Origin of the sequence: Halobacillus sp. SY10, from assembly GCF_045401165.1 — a bacterium.
Taxonomy (GTDB): Bacteria; Bacillota; Bacilli; order Bacillales; family Halobacillaceae; genus Halobacillus; species Halobacillus aidingensis.
Genome location: NZ_CP174345.1, coordinates 885842 through 908906, shown reverse-complemented (window position 1 = coordinate 908906; position 23065 = coordinate 885842). Strand labels below are relative to the sequence as shown.

Annotated in this window: 21 protein-coding genes; 4 read left to right on the top strand and 17 right to left on the bottom strand. The window is 41.8% G+C overall.

The features are described 5' to 3' along the window. Window positions 1-68: 68 nt before the first annotated feature. On the bottom strand, window positions 69-1643 hold the full coding sequence (mbcS, locus tag ACJA3J_RS04570) for an acyl-CoA synthetase MbcS (RefSeq protein ID WP_406945661.1): 1575 nt from the start codon (window positions 1641-1643) through the stop codon (window positions 69-71). Between the two features lie 772 nt (window positions 1644-2415). On the opposite strand from mbcS, the gene ACJA3J_RS04565 reads away from it, so the two are divergent. Further along, a complete protein-coding gene (locus tag ACJA3J_RS04565) occupies window positions 2416-2634 on the top strand; it encodes a hypothetical protein (protein ID WP_406945660.1) in 219 nt (72 codons plus the stop codon). Window positions 2635-2643: 9 nt separating this feature from the next. Here ACJA3J_RS04565 and ACJA3J_RS04560 read toward each other — a convergent pair whose 3' ends face one another. From ACJA3J_RS04560 to ACJA3J_RS04530, 7 genes are all read right to left on the bottom strand, one after another. Then, complete coding sequence (locus tag ACJA3J_RS04560; RefSeq protein WP_167356022.1) at window positions 2644-3393, bottom strand: GntR family transcriptional regulator; 750 nt, start codon at window positions 3391-3393, stop codon at window positions 2644-2646. Continuing rightward, entirely contained in the window at window positions 3368-4216 is an 849-nt protein-coding gene (locus tag ACJA3J_RS04555) for a YitT family protein (RefSeq protein WP_089651707.1), read from the bottom strand. Before ACJA3J_RS04555 ends, ACJA3J_RS04560 begins: the two co-directional genes overlap by 26 nt. 347 nt (window positions 4217-4563) lie before the next feature. Next, window positions 4564-6429, bottom strand: a complete 1866-nt coding sequence (locus tag ACJA3J_RS04550) for an ATP-binding protein (RefSeq protein WP_406945659.1) — start codon at window positions 6427-6429, stop codon at window positions 4564-4566. Between the two features lie 168 nt (window positions 6430-6597). Continuing rightward, window positions 6598-7467, bottom strand: a complete 870-nt coding sequence (locus ACJA3J_RS04545) for a DNA-3-methyladenine glycosylase (protein ID WP_089651706.1) — start codon at window positions 7465-7467, stop codon at window positions 6598-6600. Between the two features lie 814 nt (window positions 7468-8281). Beyond that, window positions 8282-9061, bottom strand: coding sequence for a delta-lactam-biosynthetic de-N-acetylase (gene pdaA / locus ACJA3J_RS04540; protein ID WP_406945658.1), 780 nt, complete (start codon window positions 9059-9061; stop codon window positions 8282-8284). An 84-nt stretch (window positions 9062-9145) separates the two neighbouring features. Beyond that, window positions 9146-10453, bottom strand: a complete 1308-nt coding sequence (locus ACJA3J_RS04535) for a Na+/H+ antiporter family protein (RefSeq protein WP_089651704.1) — start codon at window positions 10451-10453, stop codon at window positions 9146-9148. Between the two features lie 111 nt (window positions 10454-10564). Beyond that, on the bottom strand, window positions 10565-10714 hold the full coding sequence (locus tag ACJA3J_RS04530) for an SE1561 family protein (protein ID WP_167356021.1): 150 nt from the start codon (window positions 10712-10714) through the stop codon (window positions 10565-10567). A 140-nt stretch (window positions 10715-10854) separates the two neighbouring features. On the opposite strand from ACJA3J_RS04530, the gene ACJA3J_RS04525 reads away from it, so the two are divergent. Continuing rightward, window positions 10855-11733, top strand: coding sequence for a mechanosensitive ion channel family protein (locus ACJA3J_RS04525; RefSeq protein WP_406945657.1), 879 nt, complete (start codon window positions 10855-10857; stop codon window positions 11731-11733). Here the strand turns inward: ACJA3J_RS04525 and ACJA3J_RS04520 are convergent. The 3 genes from ACJA3J_RS04520 to ACJA3J_RS04510 form a co-directional block, all read right to left on the bottom strand. Continuing rightward, the gene (locus ACJA3J_RS04520) at window positions 11703-12497 is read right to left on the bottom strand and encodes a YfkD family protein (RefSeq protein WP_406945656.1); all 795 of its coding nucleotides are present in this window, start codon (window positions 12495-12497) and stop codon (window positions 11703-11705) included. The genes ACJA3J_RS04525 and ACJA3J_RS04520 overlap by 31 nt on opposite strands. Before the next feature lie 62 nt (window positions 12498-12559). After that, complete coding sequence (locus ACJA3J_RS04515; RefSeq protein ID WP_406945655.1) at window positions 12560-13171, bottom strand: YczE/YyaS/YitT family protein; 612 nt, start codon at window positions 13169-13171, stop codon at window positions 12560-12562. Window positions 13172-13901: 730 nt separating this feature from the next. Continuing rightward, complete coding sequence (locus ACJA3J_RS04510) at window positions 13902-14294, bottom strand: OsmC family protein (protein WP_089651700.1); 393 nt, start codon at window positions 14292-14294, stop codon at window positions 13902-13904. 153 nt (window positions 14295-14447) lie between these two features. Between ACJA3J_RS04510 and ACJA3J_RS04505 the strand changes: the two genes are divergently transcribed. Beyond that, on the top strand, window positions 14448-15620 hold the full coding sequence (locus tag ACJA3J_RS04505; RefSeq protein WP_406945654.1) for an MFS transporter: 1173 nt from the start codon (window positions 14448-14450) through the stop codon (window positions 15618-15620). Between the two features lie 86 nt (window positions 15621-15706). On the opposite strand, the gene ACJA3J_RS04500 is transcribed toward ACJA3J_RS04505, so the two are convergent. The 6 genes from ACJA3J_RS04500 to ACJA3J_RS04475 form a co-directional block, all read right to left on the bottom strand. Then, the gene (locus ACJA3J_RS04500; RefSeq protein ID WP_406945653.1) at window positions 15707-16774 is read right to left on the bottom strand and encodes a metal ABC transporter solute-binding protein, Zn/Mn family; all 1068 of its coding nucleotides are present in this window, start codon (window positions 16772-16774) and stop codon (window positions 15707-15709) included. A gap of 136 nt (window positions 16775-16910) precedes the next feature. Next, the gene (locus ACJA3J_RS04495; protein ID WP_089651697.1) at window positions 16911-17321 is read right to left on the bottom strand and encodes a Fur family transcriptional regulator; all 411 of its coding nucleotides are present in this window, start codon (window positions 17319-17321) and stop codon (window positions 16911-16913) included. After that, the gene (locus ACJA3J_RS04490; protein ID WP_089651696.1) at window positions 17321-18175 is read right to left on the bottom strand and encodes a metal ABC transporter permease; all 855 of its coding nucleotides are present in this window, start codon (window positions 18173-18175) and stop codon (window positions 17321-17323) included. The genes ACJA3J_RS04495 and ACJA3J_RS04490 overlap by 1 nt, the downstream gene beginning before the upstream one ends. Beyond that, window positions 18168-18953, bottom strand: coding sequence for a metal ABC transporter ATP-binding protein (locus ACJA3J_RS04485; RefSeq protein WP_089651695.1), 786 nt, complete (start codon window positions 18951-18953; stop codon window positions 18168-18170). The genes ACJA3J_RS04490 and ACJA3J_RS04485 overlap by 8 nt, the downstream gene beginning before the upstream one ends. Before the next feature lie 371 nt (window positions 18954-19324). After that, window positions 19325-20017: an amino acid ABC transporter permease gene (locus ACJA3J_RS04480; protein ID WP_089651694.1), complete on the bottom strand. Its 693-nt coding sequence runs from the start codon at window positions 20015-20017 to the stop codon at window positions 19325-19327. Between the two features lie 10 nt (window positions 20018-20027). Continuing rightward, on the bottom strand, window positions 20028-20909 hold the full coding sequence (locus tag ACJA3J_RS04475; protein WP_089651693.1) for a transporter substrate-binding domain-containing protein: 882 nt from the start codon (window positions 20907-20909) through the stop codon (window positions 20028-20030). 233 nt (window positions 20910-21142) lie between these two features. Here ACJA3J_RS04475 and ACJA3J_RS04470 point away from each other — a divergent pair, with 233 nt between their 5' ends. Further along, window positions 21143-23053 carry a heavy metal translocating P-type ATPase gene (locus ACJA3J_RS04470; RefSeq protein ID WP_406945652.1) on the top strand — a complete coding sequence of 637 codons (1911 nt, stop codon included), beginning with the start codon at window positions 21143-21145 and terminating at the stop codon, window positions 23051-23053. Window positions 23054-23065: the final 12 nt, after the last annotated feature.

Sequence of the window (23065 nt, the reverse complement as noted above, 5' to 3'; positions counted from 1 at the left end):
CTGAAATTTCCTTTTCAGCATAACAAACCTGAAGGCCTTTCTCGACCTTCAGGTTTGTTATGCTTCCCCTATTTCATAATGTTCTCTTTTTGACGAAGCTCCACTCTTCGTATTTTTCCGGAAGTCGTCTTCGGCAATTCTTGAATGAATTCGACTTTTCGAGGATATTTATAAGGCGCCGTCAATTCCTTCACATGATTTTGAAGATCGGAAACCAACTCGTCGTTTCCTTCAAATCCTTTTTGAAGAACAATGTAGGCCTTTACAATGTTTCCGCGAACTTCATCCGGACTTGCAACGACTGCACATTCTTGAACAGCTTCATGTTTGACAAGCGCATCTTCTACCTCAAACGGCCCGATGGTATAACCGGAACTAATGATGATATCATCACTTCTTCCTTCAAACCAAAAGTAACCTTCTTCGTCCTTTTTTGCTTGATCGCCAGTTACGTAATAGTTTCCTCGACGGGACATCTTCGTACGTTCAGGATCTTTATAGTACTCTTTGAACAAAGCCGGTGTATCGAGGTGAACGGCTATGTCTCCTACCTCACCCGCATCCACAGGCGTACCCATTTCATCGATGATTTCAACCTGATTACCAGGTGTTGGCTGTCCCATCGATCCAGGGCGTACTTCCATATCCTTCATAATTCCAACGAGTAACGTATTTTCTGTCTGGCCGTAACCATCTCGTACTGTTACATTATAATGTTTTTGGAAAGTATCGATGACCTCACGATTTAAAGGTTCCCCTGCCGATACCGCGCTGTGCAAACCATCTAATTTATAATCAGATAAATTGTCTACTTTGGCCATCAAACGATATTCTGTTGGTGTACAACAAAGAACATTCACATCATGCTTATCCATCAAACTTAAATATTTTTTAGGATCAAATTTCCCTTGATAAATCAGGCCTTGAGCCCCTGTTCCGAGTACAGAAAGGAAAGGACTCCATATCCACTTCTGCCATCCGGGTCCCGCTGTCGCCCAAACTGTATCTCCATCTTGAATCGCCAACCATTTATCGGCAGCCGTCTTCAAGTGGGCATACCCCCATCCATGCGTATGAACAACACCTTTCGGGTTACCCGTCGTACCAGATGTATAAGAAAGAAACGCCATATCATCTCTTGAAGTATCCGCGAGGGACAATTCCTCACTGTGGTCATCCATGAGAGAATCAAGATCACGCCATTTTTCTTTCGCCCCACCTACAGAAAAAGTGATTAAATCATCAAATTCATTAACGCCGTGGAATTGGTCTGTATAAGGATAATAGCTGACGACACCACTCACTTCTCCATGTGAAATTCTATACTGTAAATCCTTGGTCCTCAGCATTTCAGAACTTGGAATAACGACAAGTCCTACTTTGAGAGCCGCAATATACACTTGATAAGCTTCAATCAAGCGAGGAATCATGACGAGTACTTTGTCCCCTTGCTTCAACCCTTGCTCGAGGAAAGCGTTTCCAATTTTGTTCGCATTATTCATTAACTCTTCGTATGTAACTTCTTTCTGATCGCCTTGTTCGTTCAACCATAACAAAGCCTTTCTTCCCGTTTCATTTGCGTATTTCTCCATCTCAGAGACGACATTGTACCTTTCAGGAGCAATCAGTTCTTCTCTTTTCATATAGCGGCCTCCTTTTTAATGAGCGACTGTTCAGTTTGTCCATTTCTATTATAGCAATTTTTCTTAATATTTCAAATAATGAATCACAAATAATCATACCACTAACGCTCCCGATTGTGGAAGACTCAGTTTCGAGACTTTTGGTGAGTGGATGGGGGCTGGAATAGCTCGCTTTCCGCGGGAGCGCGGTGAGCACATTCCCCGTAGCCTTAAGGGCAGCCTTACCTAGTTGAAATAATGAATGACAATTCCTGGCCATGGATACGGGGTCAGGGAAACGACGATTTGGAGTGTTTTGGATCAGTCAGTAGAAAAACACACACGTTCGTGTCTCCATTCGCTTTTCATGCGGACGTTTCCCAGACCCTGTTACCACACCTTATTCGTGCAGAATATATGGTTAAAACGACTCTATAACGGCGTGGATGAGCAGGTCTTTCATTACCGAACTTGGCAGGTTACTATTAGAGGGATTTCGAGAGTCTCGTATGGTAAAGGGGCGGAGGGAAACGGTGAGATTCCTGTGGGAAGTGCGTGGTAGATGAGACCCCGCAGAGCGTTAGCTCGAGGAGGCTCATCACTCGCCCACGGAAAGCGAACCTTTTCCCGGAGCCCCTAAATACCCAAAAAGTCTCGAAATCGAGTCTTACACAATCCTGCCAATTAGTTGAATAAAGAGGAGTATTTGGGGGTATGGTACATATACTTGAATTGACAAATTATTTTAAGTTTTCATATAATACGTGTAAGCATAAACAGGGAGTGATCAGCAGTGGAAGCTCGCCCCGTTCGCAGACAGCTTGGCCTTAGCAAGTACCAATTATTTCTCATATCCTCCATTATGGTCGTCGCATTCTTATCTGTATCCATGATTACGAAGAATTTCAATTATACGCTGTCTTCTTTAATCACAGTGGTTGTTATTAACCTCAGTATTTTACTTAGAACTGTACGCCTTCAAAGAAAAAGAGCCTTTAAATCCGGACTGTAAATGTCTGGATTAAAGGCTCTTTTTCTTTTCTTCTATCCTATCTTTTCTCTGGGTTATAGACATATAATTCAAGCTTTCTTCCATATGCTGATCGATCAGCTGGAGCAAGCGTGACAAATCTTTATTTCTTAATGCTTCAAGCAATAATTCATGTTCTTTGAAGCGCTGCTTTTCGTACAGGTCTTCATCTACAAACACATCATACAACATAAGATATACATTGATTTGATTAAGGATTCGTTCAGTAAAGTCAATCAAAAACCTGTTTTTTGTTTTTAACGCAAGGGTCATATGAAATTGCTTGTTCACATCCAGGTACTCCAGAATATTCCGGGTTTCGTAAGTTTTTCTTTCATGTTCAATCCATTCTTCCAAATGTACGAAATCTTCTTCATTCATCTGATCATAAATTTGTTCAAGTGTCATTTTCTCTAAATGGCGCCTCATATCAAAGGCTTGTCTTATTTCTTCAAGCGTCGGTTCAACTACAAAGGCACCGCGATTGGAGTAGATTTTGACTAACCCTTCTTGTTCCAGCTTTTTCATCGCATTCCGGATAGGGGTTCGTGAAACTTGTAATTCTTTTCCGATCATGTTTTCAACAAGCTGAGTCCCTGGTGGTAGTTGACGAAACATAATGTGATTCTTCAAGTATTCGTATACGTCGGCCGTTCTGGATCGGCGCTCATTGAGCGTGTCTGTAAACATACGGTTCTGGATGTTATCCCACCTTTTATGCCAATCGTTTAAAGTTTTCACCGAGAATTTCATTCATCGAGTGAACCGTAATGAAAGCTTGTTCGTCTATCGCTGTCATATATTTTTTCAAACGTGTGTAGTCTTTGCGGCTTAGAATCGTTGTAATGACTTCTTTGTCTTCTTGATTAAAAGCTCCTTTTGCCTGGTGAATGGTAGCCCCTCGTCCGAGCTGATGGACGATGAAATAACGGACTTGTTCACTTTCACGACTGATAATGACGATCTCTTTATTGTCTTCAAATTGTTGCAACATGTAGTCGATAACTAGGCCATTCAAAATGACACCGAAAAACGCGTACATTCCGACGGTTGGTCCGAATAGGAAGATGGACGATGTTGCAATCGCAATATCAGAGAATAAGACACCTTTTCCAACTTCAATGGAAAAGAATTTATTCAGGATCATAGCGAGGATATCTGTTCCGCCGGTAGAGGCTCCCTGATGGAAAACAAGTGCCATTCCTGATGCCGCGATAATTTGGCCGATAATCAATTGGATGAGAAGGTCATCACTTAAAGCTTCCTGCATCGGGAAAAATGCTTCCAGCCCCCATACCATAAAGGACAAAGCAAAACTTGCATAAATGGTCTTGAGACCGAATTGAAAACCTAAGAATATAAAACCAACGATAAAGAGGATGATGTTCAAGATAATCATGATCATTCCTAGTGAAAGATCAGGAATGACTTTATTCAGTACAATTGAAGCACCACTTACTCCTCCTGTGGCAAGATCGTTTGGCGATAGGAAAAAATGTACGTTGATGGCTACCCCGAGCGCACCTAAGTTCATTAATAGAAAAGACCATACTTTTTTCAGCATCAGAAAGCCTCCTTTTTATGTGGGAATAAGTTAGAATTTGTCGAACAAAATTGTAGTACAATCGGGATTATAGAGCCCATAAATACGTTTGTAAACAGCTTTGAGTGTAAAAATATATTTTATTTTTTGTAAGCGATTGAACGTAGAATTTTCTAATAACTATAAGGGTTGAATCGCTGAAATTTCAGAATTTGATGAATCCTGACACATTAAAAAGAATGAAGGTGTCATTTGCAGACAAGGCTTCCGTTAGTCTTTTTGTCGCAAGGGCCTCTCTCCTTCCCTTTAATCACTAATCAAACATAAAAAAATCATCATCCGCTGGGATGATGATTTTTCAAAGATTTCTATTTTGGTAAGGTGACGGTAACCGTTGTACCGGCCCCTTTTTGACTTTCGTATGATATTTCTCCATTCAGGTCTGAGACGATTTTCTTTGTGACCATCACTCCTAGACCGGTTCCTTTTTCTTTGGTTGTAAAGAAAGGTTCACCAATTTTGGCAAGCTCTTGTGGTGTTAATCCAGGTCCATTGTCTCTAACGGAAAGCGTTAGGTTAGAGCTGGACATCTGTATGCTTACACGAACCTCTCCTCCTAGATCCACAGCGTCGATGGCATTTTTGACAAGGTTGATAAGAATTTGATTCAACCGCTTCGGTTCTGTTTCGAATTTGTCTTGTATAGGATCACAATCAAAGAGAAGGTAGATTTGCTTTTCGTTCGCTTCTGGTTCCAACAGCCGCAACACATAGGAAACCAGTTGTTCAGGATCTACCTGTTCAAGCTGAATAGAGGATTTCGGCTTGGATAACATCATGAAGTCCTGGACGATGGCTTCGATGCGATTGACTTCGTCGAGAATAATTTCCTGATAGTTATCCCTCAACTCAGGATTAGCTGCCCCAATCTGGAGAAATCCTTTAATCGCGGTCAAAGGGTTTTTAATTTCATGGGCAATACCGGCCGACATTTGCGTGATCGTGGACAGCTGCTGGGATTTCTCTTTAAGTTCTAACATCTCTTTGTATTCCGTAACATCCTCATGAATACCAAGAACATAAGAATTCCCATAATACTCAACAGGAAAACCTTTCGTACGAATCCATTTCGATTCTTCTTTAGGACCTGAAAGACGATATTCTACTTCACTTTCTTTCTTTGCCATTTCATCTAGAGCAGTTCTTAATGAAGCGCGGTCTGATTCATGAACTTTTTCCATCAACGAATTTGGATCCAGGAAAGCTTCCCGTCGGGAGATTCCGAACATTTCCTGAAAAGCAGGACTGACATAGTGCAGTTCTTTAAAGTCCGGCTGGCTGATCCAGAAGACATCTTTAATATTATTTGCAAGTAATGCAAACCTTTCTTCTGACGCCCTCAATGCTTTTAATTGATTCTTGTATTCTGTTATGTCCTGAAGGAAGACAGTGATCCCCATTTCGGTAGGATGAACTGTAACCTGGACATCTGTATTGGTTTTCTTAAGATATCCTTCAAATTCCACCGTCTCTTGTGTCTCCATGGACCTTAAATACTGTTGAAAGAAATGATAATGTTCACGAATCGGAAAGATATCCCACAACTTCTTAAAATAGTTTTGTAAGAAAGGGACCTCTGTCATCTCTTCCATTTTTGGATTGGCATACGTGACTTCCCAGTTGTGATTGATCAATGCCAGTCCGTGTGGGAATTTATCGACAAGATGCATCATTCGATTTTTCATAGGGGAAGACTCGGTTCCAAACATGTGTATCATATTACGATGGTGTTGATAACCGACAGATTGGTTCAATGACAAAGGGGCTTCTTTCTGCTTATTCGAAGAGAGAGTCATGGGAACAGGACCATCGTTCAGGCCCTTTATACTTTTCAAGGAAAAAGCAATCTGACCATTCGTCAGATGAACCATTTTGCATTGATATTTATACTTGTTGATATCTGTCAACTGGACAGATGATTCCCTATTACCATCTGTCAGGAGATTATGCAAAACCTGTTGAAGGCGTTGCTGTCCTGTGTGACCAAAACTACGGATCCATTGAGAGAACGACATGTCCGACTCTTGCAGTTGAAGTGTTCCTTGCATCTGCTGATTAAGCGTAACCGTTTGTAGACGCAAATCCAGTAAACATGCAGGTGTACCATTCAAACTTAGAACATCCAAAATTTCGCCGCTATGCACTTGGTCAGAATACCTCTCTCTAATTACCAATATTAAGACCTCTTTCCTTTTAGCCGTTCAATATTTTCCAGTACGGTTATCATTATAACGCAAGCCTGAACAATTTTGAATATTTTCAAAACAATTCACCCATTATTTTTCTATTTACTACAAATTATGAGACAGAAGACAAGTTTATGACTATTTTCTTGTTTGTTTTCACCCTTCAATACTTCTCCAGAGCGTTAAGGAAGCATAACTCAAATAAGGCTCCCATTCTTTACTCCACTGCTCCATTTGCTCGTATGTCGGCTTAGTTTCCAAGTCAAAATAAAACTTCAAAGCATTTTGAATACCAATATCGGCTTTTGGAAAAAGGTTCGGTCGACCAACACCGAACATCATCCAGTTTTCTGCTGTCCAAGGCCCGATCCCTCTAACCTTAACCAGTTGCTTCATAATCTCCTCATCTGATTCATTCGCCAATGCTTCCAAATGCAGCTTCCCATCCACAATCAAACGCGATGTATCAATAACATATTCTGCTTTACGCTGACTGAATTGCAATTCTCTCAACGTTTCATAAGGGGTATCGGCTACAGTTTCAGGATCTGGGTAAAACCATACCCCGTCCTTTTTTGTCCCAAGCGTTTCCACGAAACGAGTACTCAACGTATAAGCGAATTTCATATTCAACTGCTGGTGGATGATGACTTTCATCAAACAATCATAGAGATGAAAATCTTTCACAATCGGTGTACCTGGATGTGCTTGAAACATTGTTTTTAAATTTGTATCTAAGAAGTGGTGATGCACTTTTTCTATATCTATATTCCATTGAAATAAATCAGATATGTGGGAGAGCAACGCTTCTTTATCTTCCTCACTGTCACTCGACACTTCAAAAGAAGGATCAGCGGTTGTGCCGAGTCCCTGGACACGGACAATGTGATGATTTCCTCCTAGCTTCACTGGAACATCCACCCAACGCTCTTCTCGGTTTAGCCGGGTTAGAGGATCAAAAGCCCATCGAAGCAATGTGTAATCAAAATCATAAAAAGTGTTTGCTTTAAACTTTTCTTTCCACAAACTGTTTTTCCTCCCTTTTGTCGGACGATTTGTTTATTATTTGTTAAGAATGGGAACTATGCCCTAATATCCTCTTTTACTCATTTCCATCTTCATTCCTTTTCAAACATTGTTCTACATCCACATACATATGTCCACCCTCAATGTTTCCTTTAACTTTTCAGCGTTCATTCAATTTCATATATGCTCCCAATTGTGGAAAACTCAGTTTCGAGACTTTGGTGAGTGGATGGGGGCTGCGGGGATAGCTCGCTTTCCGCGGAGCGCGGTGAGCCTCCTCGGACTGTGTCCTGTGGGGTCTCACCATGCACTTTTTTCCCGCAGGAGTCTCGCCATCCCCTCCGCCCCTTTGCCATATAAGTATCTCGAAACTACTCCCAAAATAAGCAACTTTCGAGCGTAATAGAAGTTGGTGAATTCACTCTTAAAACAAGAGCACTTATATTCTGAAGCTTGCTATACAGTCCCTTTTTAACTAGAAAGCTGTTGATTTGGAAGATGCTCCTACTGTGTTTGTGGGTTCGTTTCTCACCTACAGAATGGGGTGGTTGGAAAGTTGCGAGACTCCCGTGGGAGAAGGAGACAGGCGAGATCCCGCAGGGCGGTAGCCCGAGGAAGCACGGCGCTCCCCCACAGGAAAGCGAGTTGCTTCCCCGCCACCCCTGACGCTCAACATGGCAACGAACCCCGAAAACATCTTGAAACTGAGTCTTCAACAATCCTGCCATATTCTTCAACAACTTATTATCTACATCAAATTTAATTCTTAAATGAATATGAAAAACCACTGCACGGAATGTGCAGTGGTTTGGACTCAGAGTCCCCAAACAGGCGCTGGAACCATCTGTTTGATCATAAGATCATTCAAACTTCCAAAACTGTACCCTCTTTTTCTAAGCTCATCAATAAGTTGAGACAAGGCTTCTGCATTATCTTGAGAGACGGTGTGTAGGAGGATGACGGCACCTGGGTGAATTTGATCGATGACGCTTCTATACGCATATTCCCAGCCCCGTTGTTTGTCTGTCTCCCAGTCCACAAAAGCAAGCGACCAAAACGCATGAGTGTACCCAAAATCTTTTGCCCATTTTAGAGTTTTCTCATTAAAGGTTCCTCGTGGTGGACGGACGAAAGTCATCACTTCCTGATCCGTCAACTCTTTTACAGCCTGGTCTACCCTTTCTAACTCCTGCTTCATTTTCTCTTTCGATACTTTTGTAAAATCAGGATGGCTCCAGGAATGATTCCCAATTAAGTGCCCTTCTTTCGCCATCCGCTTTAATAGTTCTGGTGCACTTTCAATATAATGACCGGTAACAAAAAAAGTGGCCGGTACACCTTTTTCCTTCAATACGTCGAGCACTTGACCTGTGTACCCTTGCTCATAGCCATTATCAAAAGTCAAATAAACAACCGGGTCACCGGAAGGATCTGCATAAAAACCATCATACTTCTCAATCATAGGACCGTATCGACCCACATCAGGGACGGAACCATCTTTCTTCTTACTGAAACCCCAGCCTTCAGCCAATGTCTGGTTGGGCAAAATCAAAAGGAATAACACCAGTAAAACGGCGAATGTTTTTTTCCACATACGTACCACTCACTTTTTTCTTAGTATGTGTGGACACACACTGAATATAAAAAAAGGCAGGTGGGAATATTACCCACATGCCTTTTATAAAAATAGGGACGCCGCCCATCCGAAGATGAACAGTGGAATATTGAAGTGTAAGAATGTCGGAACACAAGTATCCCAAATGTGATTGTGTTTTCCATCTGCATTCAGACCGGAAGTCGGTCCAAGTGTACTATCAGATGCAGGAGAACCAGCATCACCTAAAGCTCCAGCGGTTCCTATTAAAGCAGCAGTTGCCATTGGTGAAAACCCTGCTGACAAACAAATTGGCACGAAAAGTGCAGCTAAAATCGGAATGGTCGCAAAAGAAGATCCTATTCCCATAGTGACGATTAAACCGACAAGTAACAATAAGAATGCGATAAATGCCTGATTGTCACCAAGATATTCGGAACTGACTTCGACAAGAGCTGATACAGACTCAGTTTCTGTCAAAACGTTTGCATAACCTGCAGCCACTAACATGACAAAGGCGATGAAGCCCATCATTCCGATTCCTTCATTCACTACTTTGTCTCCTTTGTGATAAGGGACTACACGGAAGATAAACATAAGGATAATTCCTGCAAGAGCAGCTAAAATAAGGTTCTGCCATACCGCTTGAATCACTAAGGTGACAACGATCGCGACAATGGTCCAAATATGCTGAAGGTTGAATTTAGCCGTTTCCACTTTCTTGACTTCAAACCCTTGTCCTTCTGTAGCCACATCTGGCAAATCACGTTTTTTCCGATACGTAACAAAAATAGCAATGAATAGACCGACAATCATACCTGAACCAGGAATAATCAAAGATTGGGCGATCGAACCAATGCCAAGATCGATTCCACTGCTGCTCATAGAAGATTGAATCGTTTCATGGAAGATGTATCCAAAACCAACCGGCAACATGACATAGGGTGCTTTCAAACCGAAGGTCAACGCTGCCGCTACTGCCCGGCGGTCCAATTTCATTTCATCAAACAACTTCAGTAATGGTGGAATTAAGATAGGAATAAAAGCAATGTGTACAGGGATAACATTTTGGGACAAGCTCGCAACAAATGCGATGACAAGTACCATCATCGTTCGTTTATCCTTCAAAACTCTAAGCAGATATCCAATCAGCAATGAGGTGATCCCTGAATAACTGATGGCTACCGCAAATGCTCCTAACAATATATAACTAAGCGCCACGCTCGCCTGTTCGCCCATACCGCCGACAAGCAGTTCTAATGAACTCACTAAGGTCTCACCATTCATGAGTCCTGCAGTCAGTCCAGCGGCAAGAATGGCGATAATGACATTCACACGTAACAAGCTTAAGATTGTCATTACGAGGACAGAGACAACAACTGCCCATGCCATAAAACATTCTCCTCTCATTCTTTTCATGCATTAACGATTTATCATGATAAAGCACGAACGTAAAAAAATCAACCCTCAAAAAAATTGAGAGTCAATTCTGACGATAACCGTTTATTCCATGTTCTTTTCAAGATCTTCCAACATGGAAATAAGACGATCGATATCTTCAACAGAAGTTTCTTCCGGGTCTAACTTTTCAATACGTCCCATAAAATCCGCCAGGCGCACTTTCAGATCCTCGATCCGTTCTTGTTGTGACATTCCTCTGCACCTCTTTTCTGCAAACTTTCACGTTTTGGCCACGTCCATCATAGTACATGTCACTCGGCCTGTCCACAAAGAAGAAATCCATCCACCACTAATGCTATAATGCTTGATAGAACATATAGGAGGACGAATCCATGTCATTAGCCGAGTTCAATACTTACCTGGAAGAACACGCCGTTATCAGGTTGTTATTAATTGCAGCTATTCTTTTTGTAGTTGTTCTCATTCTCCGTAAAGTCATTCACACGTTCTTCAAGAAAACGGACTTCATTGAAGAAAGAAAAGAAAACACTCTAGAATCCATGCTCAATTCCATCATCAGTTATGTGGCACTCATTGGGTTCATTCTTATCGTTCTTGATGAATTCACTTCGATTGAAAAATTACTTGCCGGAGCCGGAGTCATCGGTATTATTGTAGGTTTTGGTGCACAGAGTCTGATCAAAGACTTCTTTGCCGGCCTGTTCCTTTTATATGAAAAGCAGCTCCATAAAGGTGACTTCATCTCCGTCAACAACACCTTCCACGGGACAGTTGAGGACATTGGCCTCCGGTTCTTAAAGGTACGCCAATGGAGTGGAAAGTTACTCACCATAAGCAATGGTCAGATCAACACGATTGAAAACTATAACTTTGAATATATGCGCGTGATTGAGAAGGTAACGACAAGTTTTCATCAAGATCCGAAACAAGCGTATCAAGTCTTAGAAAAAGCTTGTGAGCGTCTCAATGAGGAATTGCATGAGTACTTGAAGAAAGATTTGACGGATAAGCCTTTTGAGCCTTTCCAAGTGTATGGCATGTCATCTTTGAACCATGAACACCGCGGATATGAATACACAGTTGTTGGTATGGTCAATGACTTAGTCTACTGGACGGCAGCAAAAAAAACGCGCCTCATTCTTGCTGAAGAATTGTTTAAAAACAACATCTTCATGGCAGAACAGCGCGTCGAATTGAATTCATCCGGTCATGAGGACCATCATTTCACTTCAAATGAAAAGCTCACGTGATCTTGGATCGGAATCCATGCTCCGATTCCTTGCCGCGTGACGTTCTTTACGTTCAACGTTTTTTTCGAACCTTTAAGCTGAATGTACACATCACCAAAGGTCACTTCCCCTTTTTCATTGACAGCTGGTGCATAAGCATGCAGAATTCCTACTTTGTTCGTTGGTACACCATAGGTATTGTTTTGCTTTGTGCCTTTACCAATGACGGTGTTGAAGGAAAGTGGAAGTTTCGTATTCTTTTGTGCTTCCAGAAGAATAAGCTTCATCATTTGGTCGCTGTGACTGATTCTTGAAGTTAAACCACCTTTGATCTGCTTTTCCTCTTTCTGGACATAACTTAACTTCTCTGTTTGCTTCCCACCATGGTTGCTGTATTCATTCGTATTGATCTCCTGGTATTCCCAATTGATATTTGTTTCTTTGGATTCGTAAGCAAGCGGCCATCTCCCTAAAAAAATCTCGCCTCTGTAACCAATGGCGAACGGGGATGGTTTCAATGACGTTTCATTCAACATCTCAATCAATTGCGGGTTCTTCACGCGAATATCCGTATCTTCCATCAATTCTTTCGTAATTTCTTCCGCTTCCAACAACTCTTGATCATCCGTCGAATTCGGGTACGTATTGTCTTTGGATATGTTCAGTACATGGTTCGGAATAGCACTTTCTTTTTCTGCCTTCTTATTTTCAGCTGATATAGATCCAGCACTGATGAACATGAAGATCCCAATAAATATGATCAGTCCTAACCATTTTCTTTTCACATCATGGGCCACCTTTCTTTTTTTATATTTTGTGAAAAATGGCCCAGACTATACACAGGGAATCACGAAAGCATCTTGTTCATGACGTGGTTCGCCCTCCCATCAAAAAACTGAATGAATGGTCCGATCAAGACAATAATAATGACGGTACCGATTCCAATCGGCCCTCCTAGTGCTAGAGCAAGCACAAGCGCAAAGACTTCCGTCAACGTTTTTGCCGTTCGTAAACTGAAACCGAATCTCTTCTGTAGAGCAACCATGAACCCATCGATGGGGTTCAGAGAAAATTTCGGTTGTAAGTATAAAGAAACTCCAAAGGCAATAAGGGCAATCCCACCCACCAGCACCGTCAATTGAATCCAAAATGATGCGAGCCCGAAAGTATCAAAAACCGATAACATCCAGAAATCAATGAATTGTCCAATGACAAATATAGTGATAACAGCCAATAAATCCGGTTTTTCTTTCGCAATGATAGCGTTTGTAAAAATCAGCATAGCACCGATAATAATGACCCAGCTCCCCACAGTAAAACCGATGGTCTCAGACAGGCCGACATTCACAGCATCCCACGCACCAGCACCAAGATCTGATTTGATCGTTAGTGTAATCCCAAGGGAAATGATGATTAACCCTATCAGATAAAAGAAAGCTTTAATAAAAATATTCCTCATTCCATCTCTCTCCTCTTTCTTTATATAACGCCAGACATAATTTTTGGCATATCAACATTTATTCAACTATATGACAGTATTCTTGAAGACTCAGTTTGTTTGCGGGGTTCGTTGCCTATATGGATGTCAGGGGTGGTTGGGAAGCAACTCGTCTAGCTCCATCGCCCAGACACTCGCGTCATAAGCAGGGCGATTCCGCATTTGAACACTTTCCTGTGCGGGAGCGCCGAGCTTCCTCGGACTACGTCCTGCGGGATCTCGCCTATCTCCTTCTCCCACGGGAGTCTCGCAGCTTCCCCCCCATTCGATGAGTGTGAAAAACAAACCCACATACACATTAAGAGCATCTTCCAAAATAACTGCGTTCTAGTAAAAAAAGGCTCTATAGCAATCTTCAGAATATAAGTGCTCCTGTTTTAAGAGTGGACTCACCATCTTCCATTACGCTCGCAAGCTCCTTATTTTGAGAGCAGTTTCGAGACACTTATATGATGAAGGGGCGGAGGGAAACGGTGAGACTCCTATGGGACGTGTGGGACAGGTAAGACCCCGGAAGGCGTAGCCTGAGGAGGCTCACCGCCCGCCCCATGGAAAGCGAACTGTTTCCCGGAGCCCCTAAATTCCAACAAACATCTCGAAACTTAGTCTTCAAGAATAAGAAGCTTATGCGCAATAGGATAAAGCACAAAAAAAGAGCGCTTATCCAAATTCAGGATAAGGCTCTTTCATTTTACTTGCTTAGTTGAATGCACTCAAGCGTTTCTTCTACTTCTATACTATTTTGAACCGATTGAACCATGGAACAATTTTTCTGTGAAATATCCAGATTCTTCAACAACTTATCCTGATTTAAATGATACCCTTTAATAACATAATGAAGATAAATTTTTTCGATACGATTGGCTTCATCAGGATTTCTCTCGACCTCGGCCGTCACTTTAATATCCTCATAGTCCGTCCGTTGCTTATCCAGGATCTTTCTAAAAACTCCGATGCTGCAACCTGCAATGGAAGCAACCATAAGCTGATAAGGGCGGAAACCAAACGTCTCATCACCAGAAATATTCATTTGGCCGTACTCAAATGACGTGCGTACACCGTTTTCTTTTAAATAAAAGTCCATGATTCATTCACTCCTTTGACAATATGCTGCGCCTTTAGTTTTATAATAACCGTTTTCAGTAAGGAAATAACCTTCTTATGAGAAAGAAAAACTTGTCCCCTCCTATCGATTTCTTATACGATAAGGAAGTATGAAAAAGGGGGCAGTCAGTTTATGGTATCCAAACAAACACGATTCTGGATTTTAATAGGTCTCGTGACCATTTCAGGATTTTCCCAGGGGATGCTCCTTCCATTGATCGCTGTCATCCTTGAACAGAACGGCATTTCTTCTTCTATCAATGGATTGCATGCAACTGGGCTTTATATAGGAATTTTACTTTCCTCTCCATTCATGGAAAGACCGCTTCAACGAGTCGGTTATAAACCAATGATTATGGCTGGAGGGGCCCTGGTTATAGTGTCTCTTGCCTTATTTCCCTTCTGGCAGGCGCTATGGTTCTGGTTCATTTTAAGAGTCACCATTGGGATTGGTGACCAAATTCTTCACTTTGGAACTCAAACGTGGATCACAGCCACAGCTGAAAAACACAACCGTGGTCGAAGCATCGCTTATTACGGCTTGTTTTTTAGTGTAGGCTTTACACTTGGACCGTTGATGACCAACTTGTTGTCTTTCGGTATCTATGTCCCATTCATCATTTCCTCATTCTTAAGTTTAATGGTCTGGTTATTCATGAGCTGGGTGAGAAATGAAACACCTGAAAAAGACCATACCACAGCCTATGGAACAAGTTCAATCAAAAGGTTTGCCAAAGCCATTCGTATGGCCTGGGTTGCTTTTTTGCCACCACTTGCCTATGGATTTCTAGAAGCGACCCTTCATGGAATCTTCCCTGTATACGGGATGAGGATTGGACATGATGTTAACTTATTATCCTTGATTATTCCGAGTTTTGCTGCTGCAAGTTTATTTTCTCAAATTCCTTTAGGTGCTTTAAGTGATCGGATTGGAAGAAAAAAAGTCATCTTGACCGTGGTAGCCGGGGGAATCATTGCCTTCCTTGCCGCTGCTCTGTTTGAAAACTCCGTGGTCGCTCTTTTCGCCACTTTCGCACTGGGCGGTTTATTCGTCGGTTCTTTGTTCTCTTTAGGCATTTCATTTATGACAGACTTGCTGCCAAAGGACCTTCTTCCTGCGGGTAACATTTTATGCGGAATGGCATTTAGTGTCGGAAGTATTCTAGGACCTTTCTTGTCCGGATTTTTCTTGGACCTTTGGCCGAACCTATCGTTTTTCTACGTCATTGTTACGCTGTTAATCATTGTTTTTGCAGCTACCGTTTCCAAAAAAGATCCAAGTGCTTCAGAACCACAGCACGCTTGATACAATTCTTGATCCTAAAAACTAAAACTTCCACTAAAAGAATATGTATGAAAAAAAGCTGCGGACATCATGTCCGCAGCTTTTGTTTATTCTGATAATGCTTGAGTCAGTACATCAAGGTTTTGTTCCATCAAAGTAAAGTAATCTTCATCGTTATCCACATTATCTTCCGTTAAAACAGACAGGTTGTGGAAACGAAGCGCCTCTGCCCCAATTTCTTTTTGGATCACTTCTGAAACTTTCGGAGTGATGTTCTGCTCGAAGACTACATACTCGAGGTCATTTGACTCGGCGACTTGAACGATATTTTCAAGATCTTTCTGAGAAGGCTCATTTGTCGGACTTAGTCCTGACACAGCAATCTGCTCAATCCCATAAGCCTCTTCCCAGTAACCATAAGCAGCGTGAGAAACGATGACTTTGCTTTTAGTTTTTGATTCTACACGATTATGAAACTCCTGATCTAAATCCATCAATTTCGCTTGTAATTCTTTATGGTTTTCTTCATAAAGCTCTTTCTGTTCTGGATTCATTTTAATCAACTGACTTTTGATTCCTTCTGCCATTTGTGCCGCTCGAACGGGATCCAACCAAACGTGAGGATCCATTTCTCCATGGTCGTGGCCTTCATGATTATCTTCTGCATTGGCAAGTTCATCTGTTTTGTGGGCGTCTTCTTCATTTGCTTGCTCATCTTCTCCGTGGCTGTCCTCTTCATGGGCATGATCCTCTCCCTCCTGAGCATCTTCTCCATGGTTATGAACATGTTCTTTTAGGTCGATATCCCCTGCTGCTTCGAGGATCTCCACACCCTCTGGCTGAATAGATTCAGAAATTTTCTTTGCATAACCTTCTAAACCGGCACCATTGTAAATGAAAAGATCCGCTTCCGCCATTTTCACCATTTCCTTGGTCGTTGGCTCATATGTGTGTGCGTCTGAACCGGGAGGCAGAATGGATTGAACATTTACCGTCTCTCCACCTATTTGTTCAGTAAAAAATTGTAAAGGATAAACCGTTGTATAAACATTTAGCTCCCCATTCTCGTCATTTGCTGTTTCCTTATTCTGTTCGGTTGATGTCTCTTCATTCCCACAAGCTGTAACCACTAGAATGGTAAGTATAAAAGATAATAAGATTGCTAGTTTTTTCATTCGTCGACCTCCTCGTCTTCCAAAAAGATTATATCGTAACCGTTACACTTTGTAAACAGTAACCATTACTTTTTGCCGCACACAAAAAAGATACCCGCGTTAAAAACGCAGGTTCCTTCTCCATCCAGTGCATAGATCAGTGACACTGTGGACATTTACCATAAATTTCGAACTTGTGGTTTTCGACATCATATCCATTGAGGTTCTCATTGATACTATCCATTGGGCAGAACTCGATCGACTTCGTTTTTCCGCATGTAGTGCAAATGAAGTGATGGTGATGGCCATGCGTATCACATCCTAAACGAAAATGCTTTTCGCCTCCAAGCTCTGTAGCTTCTAAAATATCCACGTCTGTCAGCATATAGAGATTTCGATAAATCGTATCGTAACTGACACCCGGGAAATCATTTTGAATCTCTTTTAAAATTTCTTTTGCAGCAATATATTGATCTTGTTTTACAAAAATTTCTAATATGCGTTCACGCTGCTTTGTCCTCTTATATCCCTTCTCCTTCAACTTCTGCAAAGCTGTCTCTACATTCATTATGCTTCACCCTTTATCCATTGTTGAGCTCGTACTCGTTTGTAAAGAATCGACATAATCAAAATTAAAATAGCTGTCACTACAATCGTTCCTCCTGGAGGTACACTGAGATGATAGGACGAAATGAGACCTACCAGAACAGAGGTTTCTCCAAATGCGATCGATAAACCAATCGTTTGCTTGAAGCTTTTTGCAATACGGATCGCTGAGGCCACTGGTAAGGTCATTAAGGCGGAAACAAGTAAAATCCCAACCACCTGCATAGAGGATGCAATCACTAGTGCGACCATGACGATAAACAACAAATGAATCCATCTTCCATTCACACCAGACACAGACGCATGCTCCTCATCAAAGGATAGGACGAAAAGTTCCTTATAAAACAGAATAACGATAAGAATGACAATGGAAGTAATCACCAGTACTGTCCACATACTATCACGGCTGACGGCTGTTACACTTCCGAATAAATAACTAAATAAATCCGTATTAAAACCATCTGCAAGAGAAATGAGAATAACACCAACGCCGATTCCTCCAGAAAGAATAATAGGAATGGCAAGTTCCTCATAGTGTTTATACACTTTTCGAAGCCGCTCAATCAATATCGCTCCGAACACGGAAAAGACCATCCCCATATAAATCGGGTTCCAGTCATTGACGGCGGTCACTCTTTTTTCAAGCAGCAGGCTTGCGGCAATCCCTGTTAACGTGATGTGGGATAAGGCGTCCGCAATCAACGAAAGGCGTCTAACCACAATGAACACTCCTAATAATGGAGCAACAATCCCAATTAAGATCCCTGTTATAGCGGCGTTTTGTAAAAATTCATATTGCAGAAAACTATCAATCATTGTGGTTCACCTCATGATGCTCGTGATTATGGGTCAGCTGCTGGACGGAATGACCATAAAGCTGATTGAGATCCTCTTCACTAAACTCCTTATACTCCTCTGAAGCTCCGTGGAAGTGGACCGTTTTATTCATACAAATGACGTGTGTCGCATGGTCTGTGATCGTCCCAATATCGTGGGTGACCATCAAAAGGGTAATCCCCTGCTCTTGATTCAGTTTACCGAGCAAATCATAAAATTCCGTTACGTGCTTGGCATCTACTCCGACCGTCGGTTCATCTAGGATTAATAACGATGGATCACTTACTAAGGCCCTTGCAATAAACACACGCTGCTGCTGTCCTCCAGATAACTCTCCGATATTGGAGTAGGCGTATTCCTCCATCTCTACAACTCTCAAAGCTTCTAAGGCTTTTTCTTTATGTTTTTTATTGAAAAATTTAAATGCTCCAATTCGGGAGACAAGTCCTGTCTTCACGACTTCAATCACCGTCGCCGGAAAACCAGAATTGAAACTGTTGGCTTTCTGTGAGACAAATCCAATCTCCTGCCAATCCTGATATTGTTTTAAGGTTTGACCGAATAAGTGAATGGAACCCTGATCCGGTTTAACAAGCCCCAGCATCAGTTTAATCAATGTGGATTTCCCTGACCCATTCGGACCGACAAGACCGAGGAACTGGCCAGATTGGATGTCCAGGTTTACGTCTTTGACGACCCATTCTCTATCATATTTAAAAGATACATTTTCTAACTTTACGATTGTTCGATTTTCCATGGTCAATCCCTTTCGAAATAATAATCATTACGAATTAAATTATAATGGATACGTACGTCAAAGTAAAAACGTCTGTTTTCTAGCATTCCCTTTTCAGGATATAAGTTAATTGATAATCATTACGATTTAAACACACAAGGTCCATCATAAAGGATGAACTCTTTCGAATCAAGGCTATTTTTCAATCCTTTTAGTTCTGTACCCGGTACGAACTTTCAACTATGTGTACCTGGTACATTCATCGATCATCTTGGTACCAGGTATGAGCTTACTTACATTTCGCACCCGGTACATGTTCACGTTGGAGTGATGCGAAATATTAGTAAAATAGAAAAAAGCCAGAGCTGACTATACGGCTCTGGCTTCATCGTTTATAGATATCGGTTGTGACGCTTCTCCAAGTAATCTTGAAGCGCAGAAAAAATCATGGTAAGCGGCCAATACACGAGGGCTGCTGTAATATACATCGTCATCGAATCGACCGTTCGTCCTGCTGCAATTTGTGCTTTGTTCAAAATCTCAGGTACTGAGATCATGGCAGCAAGTGATGTAGCTTTCAGTAAATCAAGAAAGACATTCCCAAGCGGCGGGATGGCGATTCGAGTTGCCTGTGGCATGATGATTCTTCTTATCGCCTGCCAATACGTAAATCCCAGCGCGCGGGATGATTCCCATTGACCATTCGGAACACTGTTCAGAGAAGCTCGATTGATTTCTGCAATATAGGCTGCACTGTTTGTTCCGAACCCGATAATCGCAGCTACGGTTGCCGGCATTTTTATTCCTACAACAGGAAGACCGAAATACAAAACGAATAAATACACAAGGATCGGCGTACCCCGCATAAATGAAATATAAAACCGAGCCGGCCATCTAAGCCAGACACGATCCGATCCTCTCGCAAGTGCTAAAAAGAAGCCTAGAACGAGTCCTACCAACATGCCACTTAAAGCGACCAGCAAAGTCAAAGGCACACCTTCAAGAATAAAAGGAAGGTTCGCCCAGGCACGCTCCGCGTTAAATAACTTTTCGATTTGAATTTCGTTTATTTCAATACCTAACATAAGGATCTCCTTACAGTTCTAGACCTTCGATTTCACGGATGTCCGCTTCTGGTTTTTTAGAAGCATCCTTGCCACCGAAGAACTCTTCAGAAAGCTTCGTAAGGGTTCCATCTTCTCGCATCTCTTGGAGAACAGCGTCGATTTCCTCTTTCATTTTGGATGCATCATTCGGCATAACAATGGCTGAGTTCGTCGGATGGAACTTCAAGTCTGGATGTAGTTGAACTTCAATATTAGGCAGTGCTTTTAATGCAAGGGACTGCAAGTAGTAATCATTGATAATGAAATCTGTTCTCCCGCCTTCAACATCGCGTAAATAAACATCATTGGTTACATTACCATAAGTTTTCGTCTCTGCCCCAAAGTGTTCAGCAATTTGGGAGAAGACGGTAGTCGCTCCACCGCCATGTGTTTTTCCTTCGAGGTCTTCCAATTTCTCAATTCCGGATAAGTCAGACTCACGGACAATCATTGTGGAATAAGAATATTTATATGGTTCACTAAACGTAAACTGTTCTTGACGAGCTTTCGTCACTTCCATGTCGTTAATCACTGCATCAATACGGCCACTGTTGATGGCAGAAAGCAGTCCGTCTACTCCATATTCTTCAAATTTTAATTCAAGACCAAGACGGTCCGCTATTTCTCTCATAATTTCTACGTCATATCCAGTCATCTCATCAGAGTCTTCTGGATAATAAGAAGCTGGGAAAAGCGTCCCGGAAGTTCCGACGACAATCTCCCCTTTTTCTTGGATTTCACTCCATTTGCTATCGGAAGCCTCTTCGCTTCCATTGCTATCTGAACTGCTTTCTCCTTCATCACTTGAACCACAAGCAGCGAGGAATCCGGCAAGCATAAGCATAAGTATGAATAAAAGACCTTTGCGCATTCGTTATTTCCACCTTCCATATGTTTATTGCACCTGTCTAATATAGCAACTTGACACCTGTAATATCAACTGCCTTGATTCTTTTTTACCCATTCCATTATTTACACTTGTATTATCACCCTTTCATGATATGATAATAATATGTATTAAATTAAAATTATTATAAATAAACACTCTTGTTCCCCATATTAATTGACTTTGATTCTCAATTAACAAAAGGAGTTGAAAATTGTATGAATCAATCACGAACCTTCCCTTCCTTGAAGTGGTGGAAATTACCATCGTCTTCATCTCTTAAGGAACACGCTGAATTGATCGCAGCCATAAGCAGTGGATTACTTATCTTACTAGCGTGGTATGGTGAACACCATTGGGCGCCTTCTTTTTATGTCAGTTTATATGTGACGGCCTTCCTTATTGGTGGATTTGCTAAAGCGAAAGAAGGATTAGAAGAAACGGTAAAAGAAAAATCACTCAATGTAGAATTGCTCATGATCCTAGCCGCTATAGGCTCTGCTTCGATTGGATACTGGACAGAAGGGGCCATCCTCATCTTCATCTTTGCTCTAAGCGGAGCTCTGGAAACGTACACGATGAACAAAAGCCATAAAGAGATCTCTTCATTGATGCATTTGCAGCCGGAAGAAGCCTTCCTCATTACAAATGCCGGGTATGAATGGGTACCTGTAAAAACACTTCAAATCAGCGATCAAATATTAATTAAACCTGGAGAACGTGTCCCTGCAGATGGAACTATTGTGAAGGGGAGCTCCAGTTTAAACGAAAGTGCCATAACAGGAGAATCCCTTCCTGTAAGCAAAGGAGAAACAGGAGAAGTTTTCGCGGGGACGATGAATATTGACGGTAGTCTTGTGGTCTCGGTCACCAAACCATCGAATGAAACGCTTTTTCATAAAATCATTGCCATGGTTCAAAACGCTCAAAGTGAGAAATCCCCCTCACAATTGTTTATTGAGAGGTTCGAAAGTACGTATGTAAAAATCGTATTAGCCGTCGTAGGCCTGATGTTATTCCTCCCTCACTTTCTATTTGGGTGGACGTGGATGGAGACCATTTACCGGGCGATGATTCTACTTGTTGTAGCATCTCCATGTGCTCTTGTCGCTTCCATTATGCCTGCAACGTTATCAGCCATATCTAAAGGCGCACGCCATGGGATCTTGTTTAAGGGTGGCGTCCACCTCGAACACCTTTCTCATCTAAAAGCAATCGCCTTTGATAAAACAGGCACGCTCACGAAAGGAGAGCCGGAGGTCACTGATTTCCTTCCATTAGAAAATGGCAGGGAACGTTCCATTCTTTCTATCGTTTCTTCCATTGAGAATGAATCCAATCACCCTCTCGCCCAAGCGATTGTAAGTTATGCGAAAAAAAATGACTGTGTTTTTTCTTCGATCGAAAACGTAAAAGATCACAGCGGCATGGGGGTAAGTGGGCATTATAAGAACAAGGAGTGGAAAGTCGGAAAAGCCGATTTCGTCGGAAAAGAAGCAGCAACGGCTTATAAAGATAACTACGCAGAAGTCCTGGCATCAGAAGGGAAGACCGTAATTTTCGTTTCAGAAAATGAAAAAATCGTCGCACTCTTCGCCCTGAAAGATACGGTCCGAAAAGAAGCAAAGGCAGCAATTTCAACCTTAAGAGCGCATGGTATTTACACCATTATGTTGACAGGTGACAATAATCGCACAGCAAAAGCCATTGCTGAAGAAGTGGGAATGGATAACTATATCGCTGAGTGTATGCCTGACCAAAAACTCCAGGAAATCAAAACCTTAAAAGACCATTTCTCTCATGTCGCTATGGTCGGGGATGGAATCAATGATGCGCCGGCGCTTGCAGAAGCTGATGTCGGTGTCGCGATGGGCGAAGGTACAGATGTCGCGTTAGAAACTGCCGATGTGGTCTTAATGAAAAATGACCTCCCGAGGATTGGTGAAGCGATTCAAGTTTCCCAGAAAATGAACAAAATCATCAAACAGAACATTATTTTTTCCATTATCGTGATCATGCTTTTGATTGTGAGCAATTTTTTACAAATTCTTGATCTTCCTTTAGGTGTTATCGGACACGAAGGGAGTACGATTCTTGTGATATTGAATGGGCTCAGACTATTGAAATAAAGAAGAAAGGCG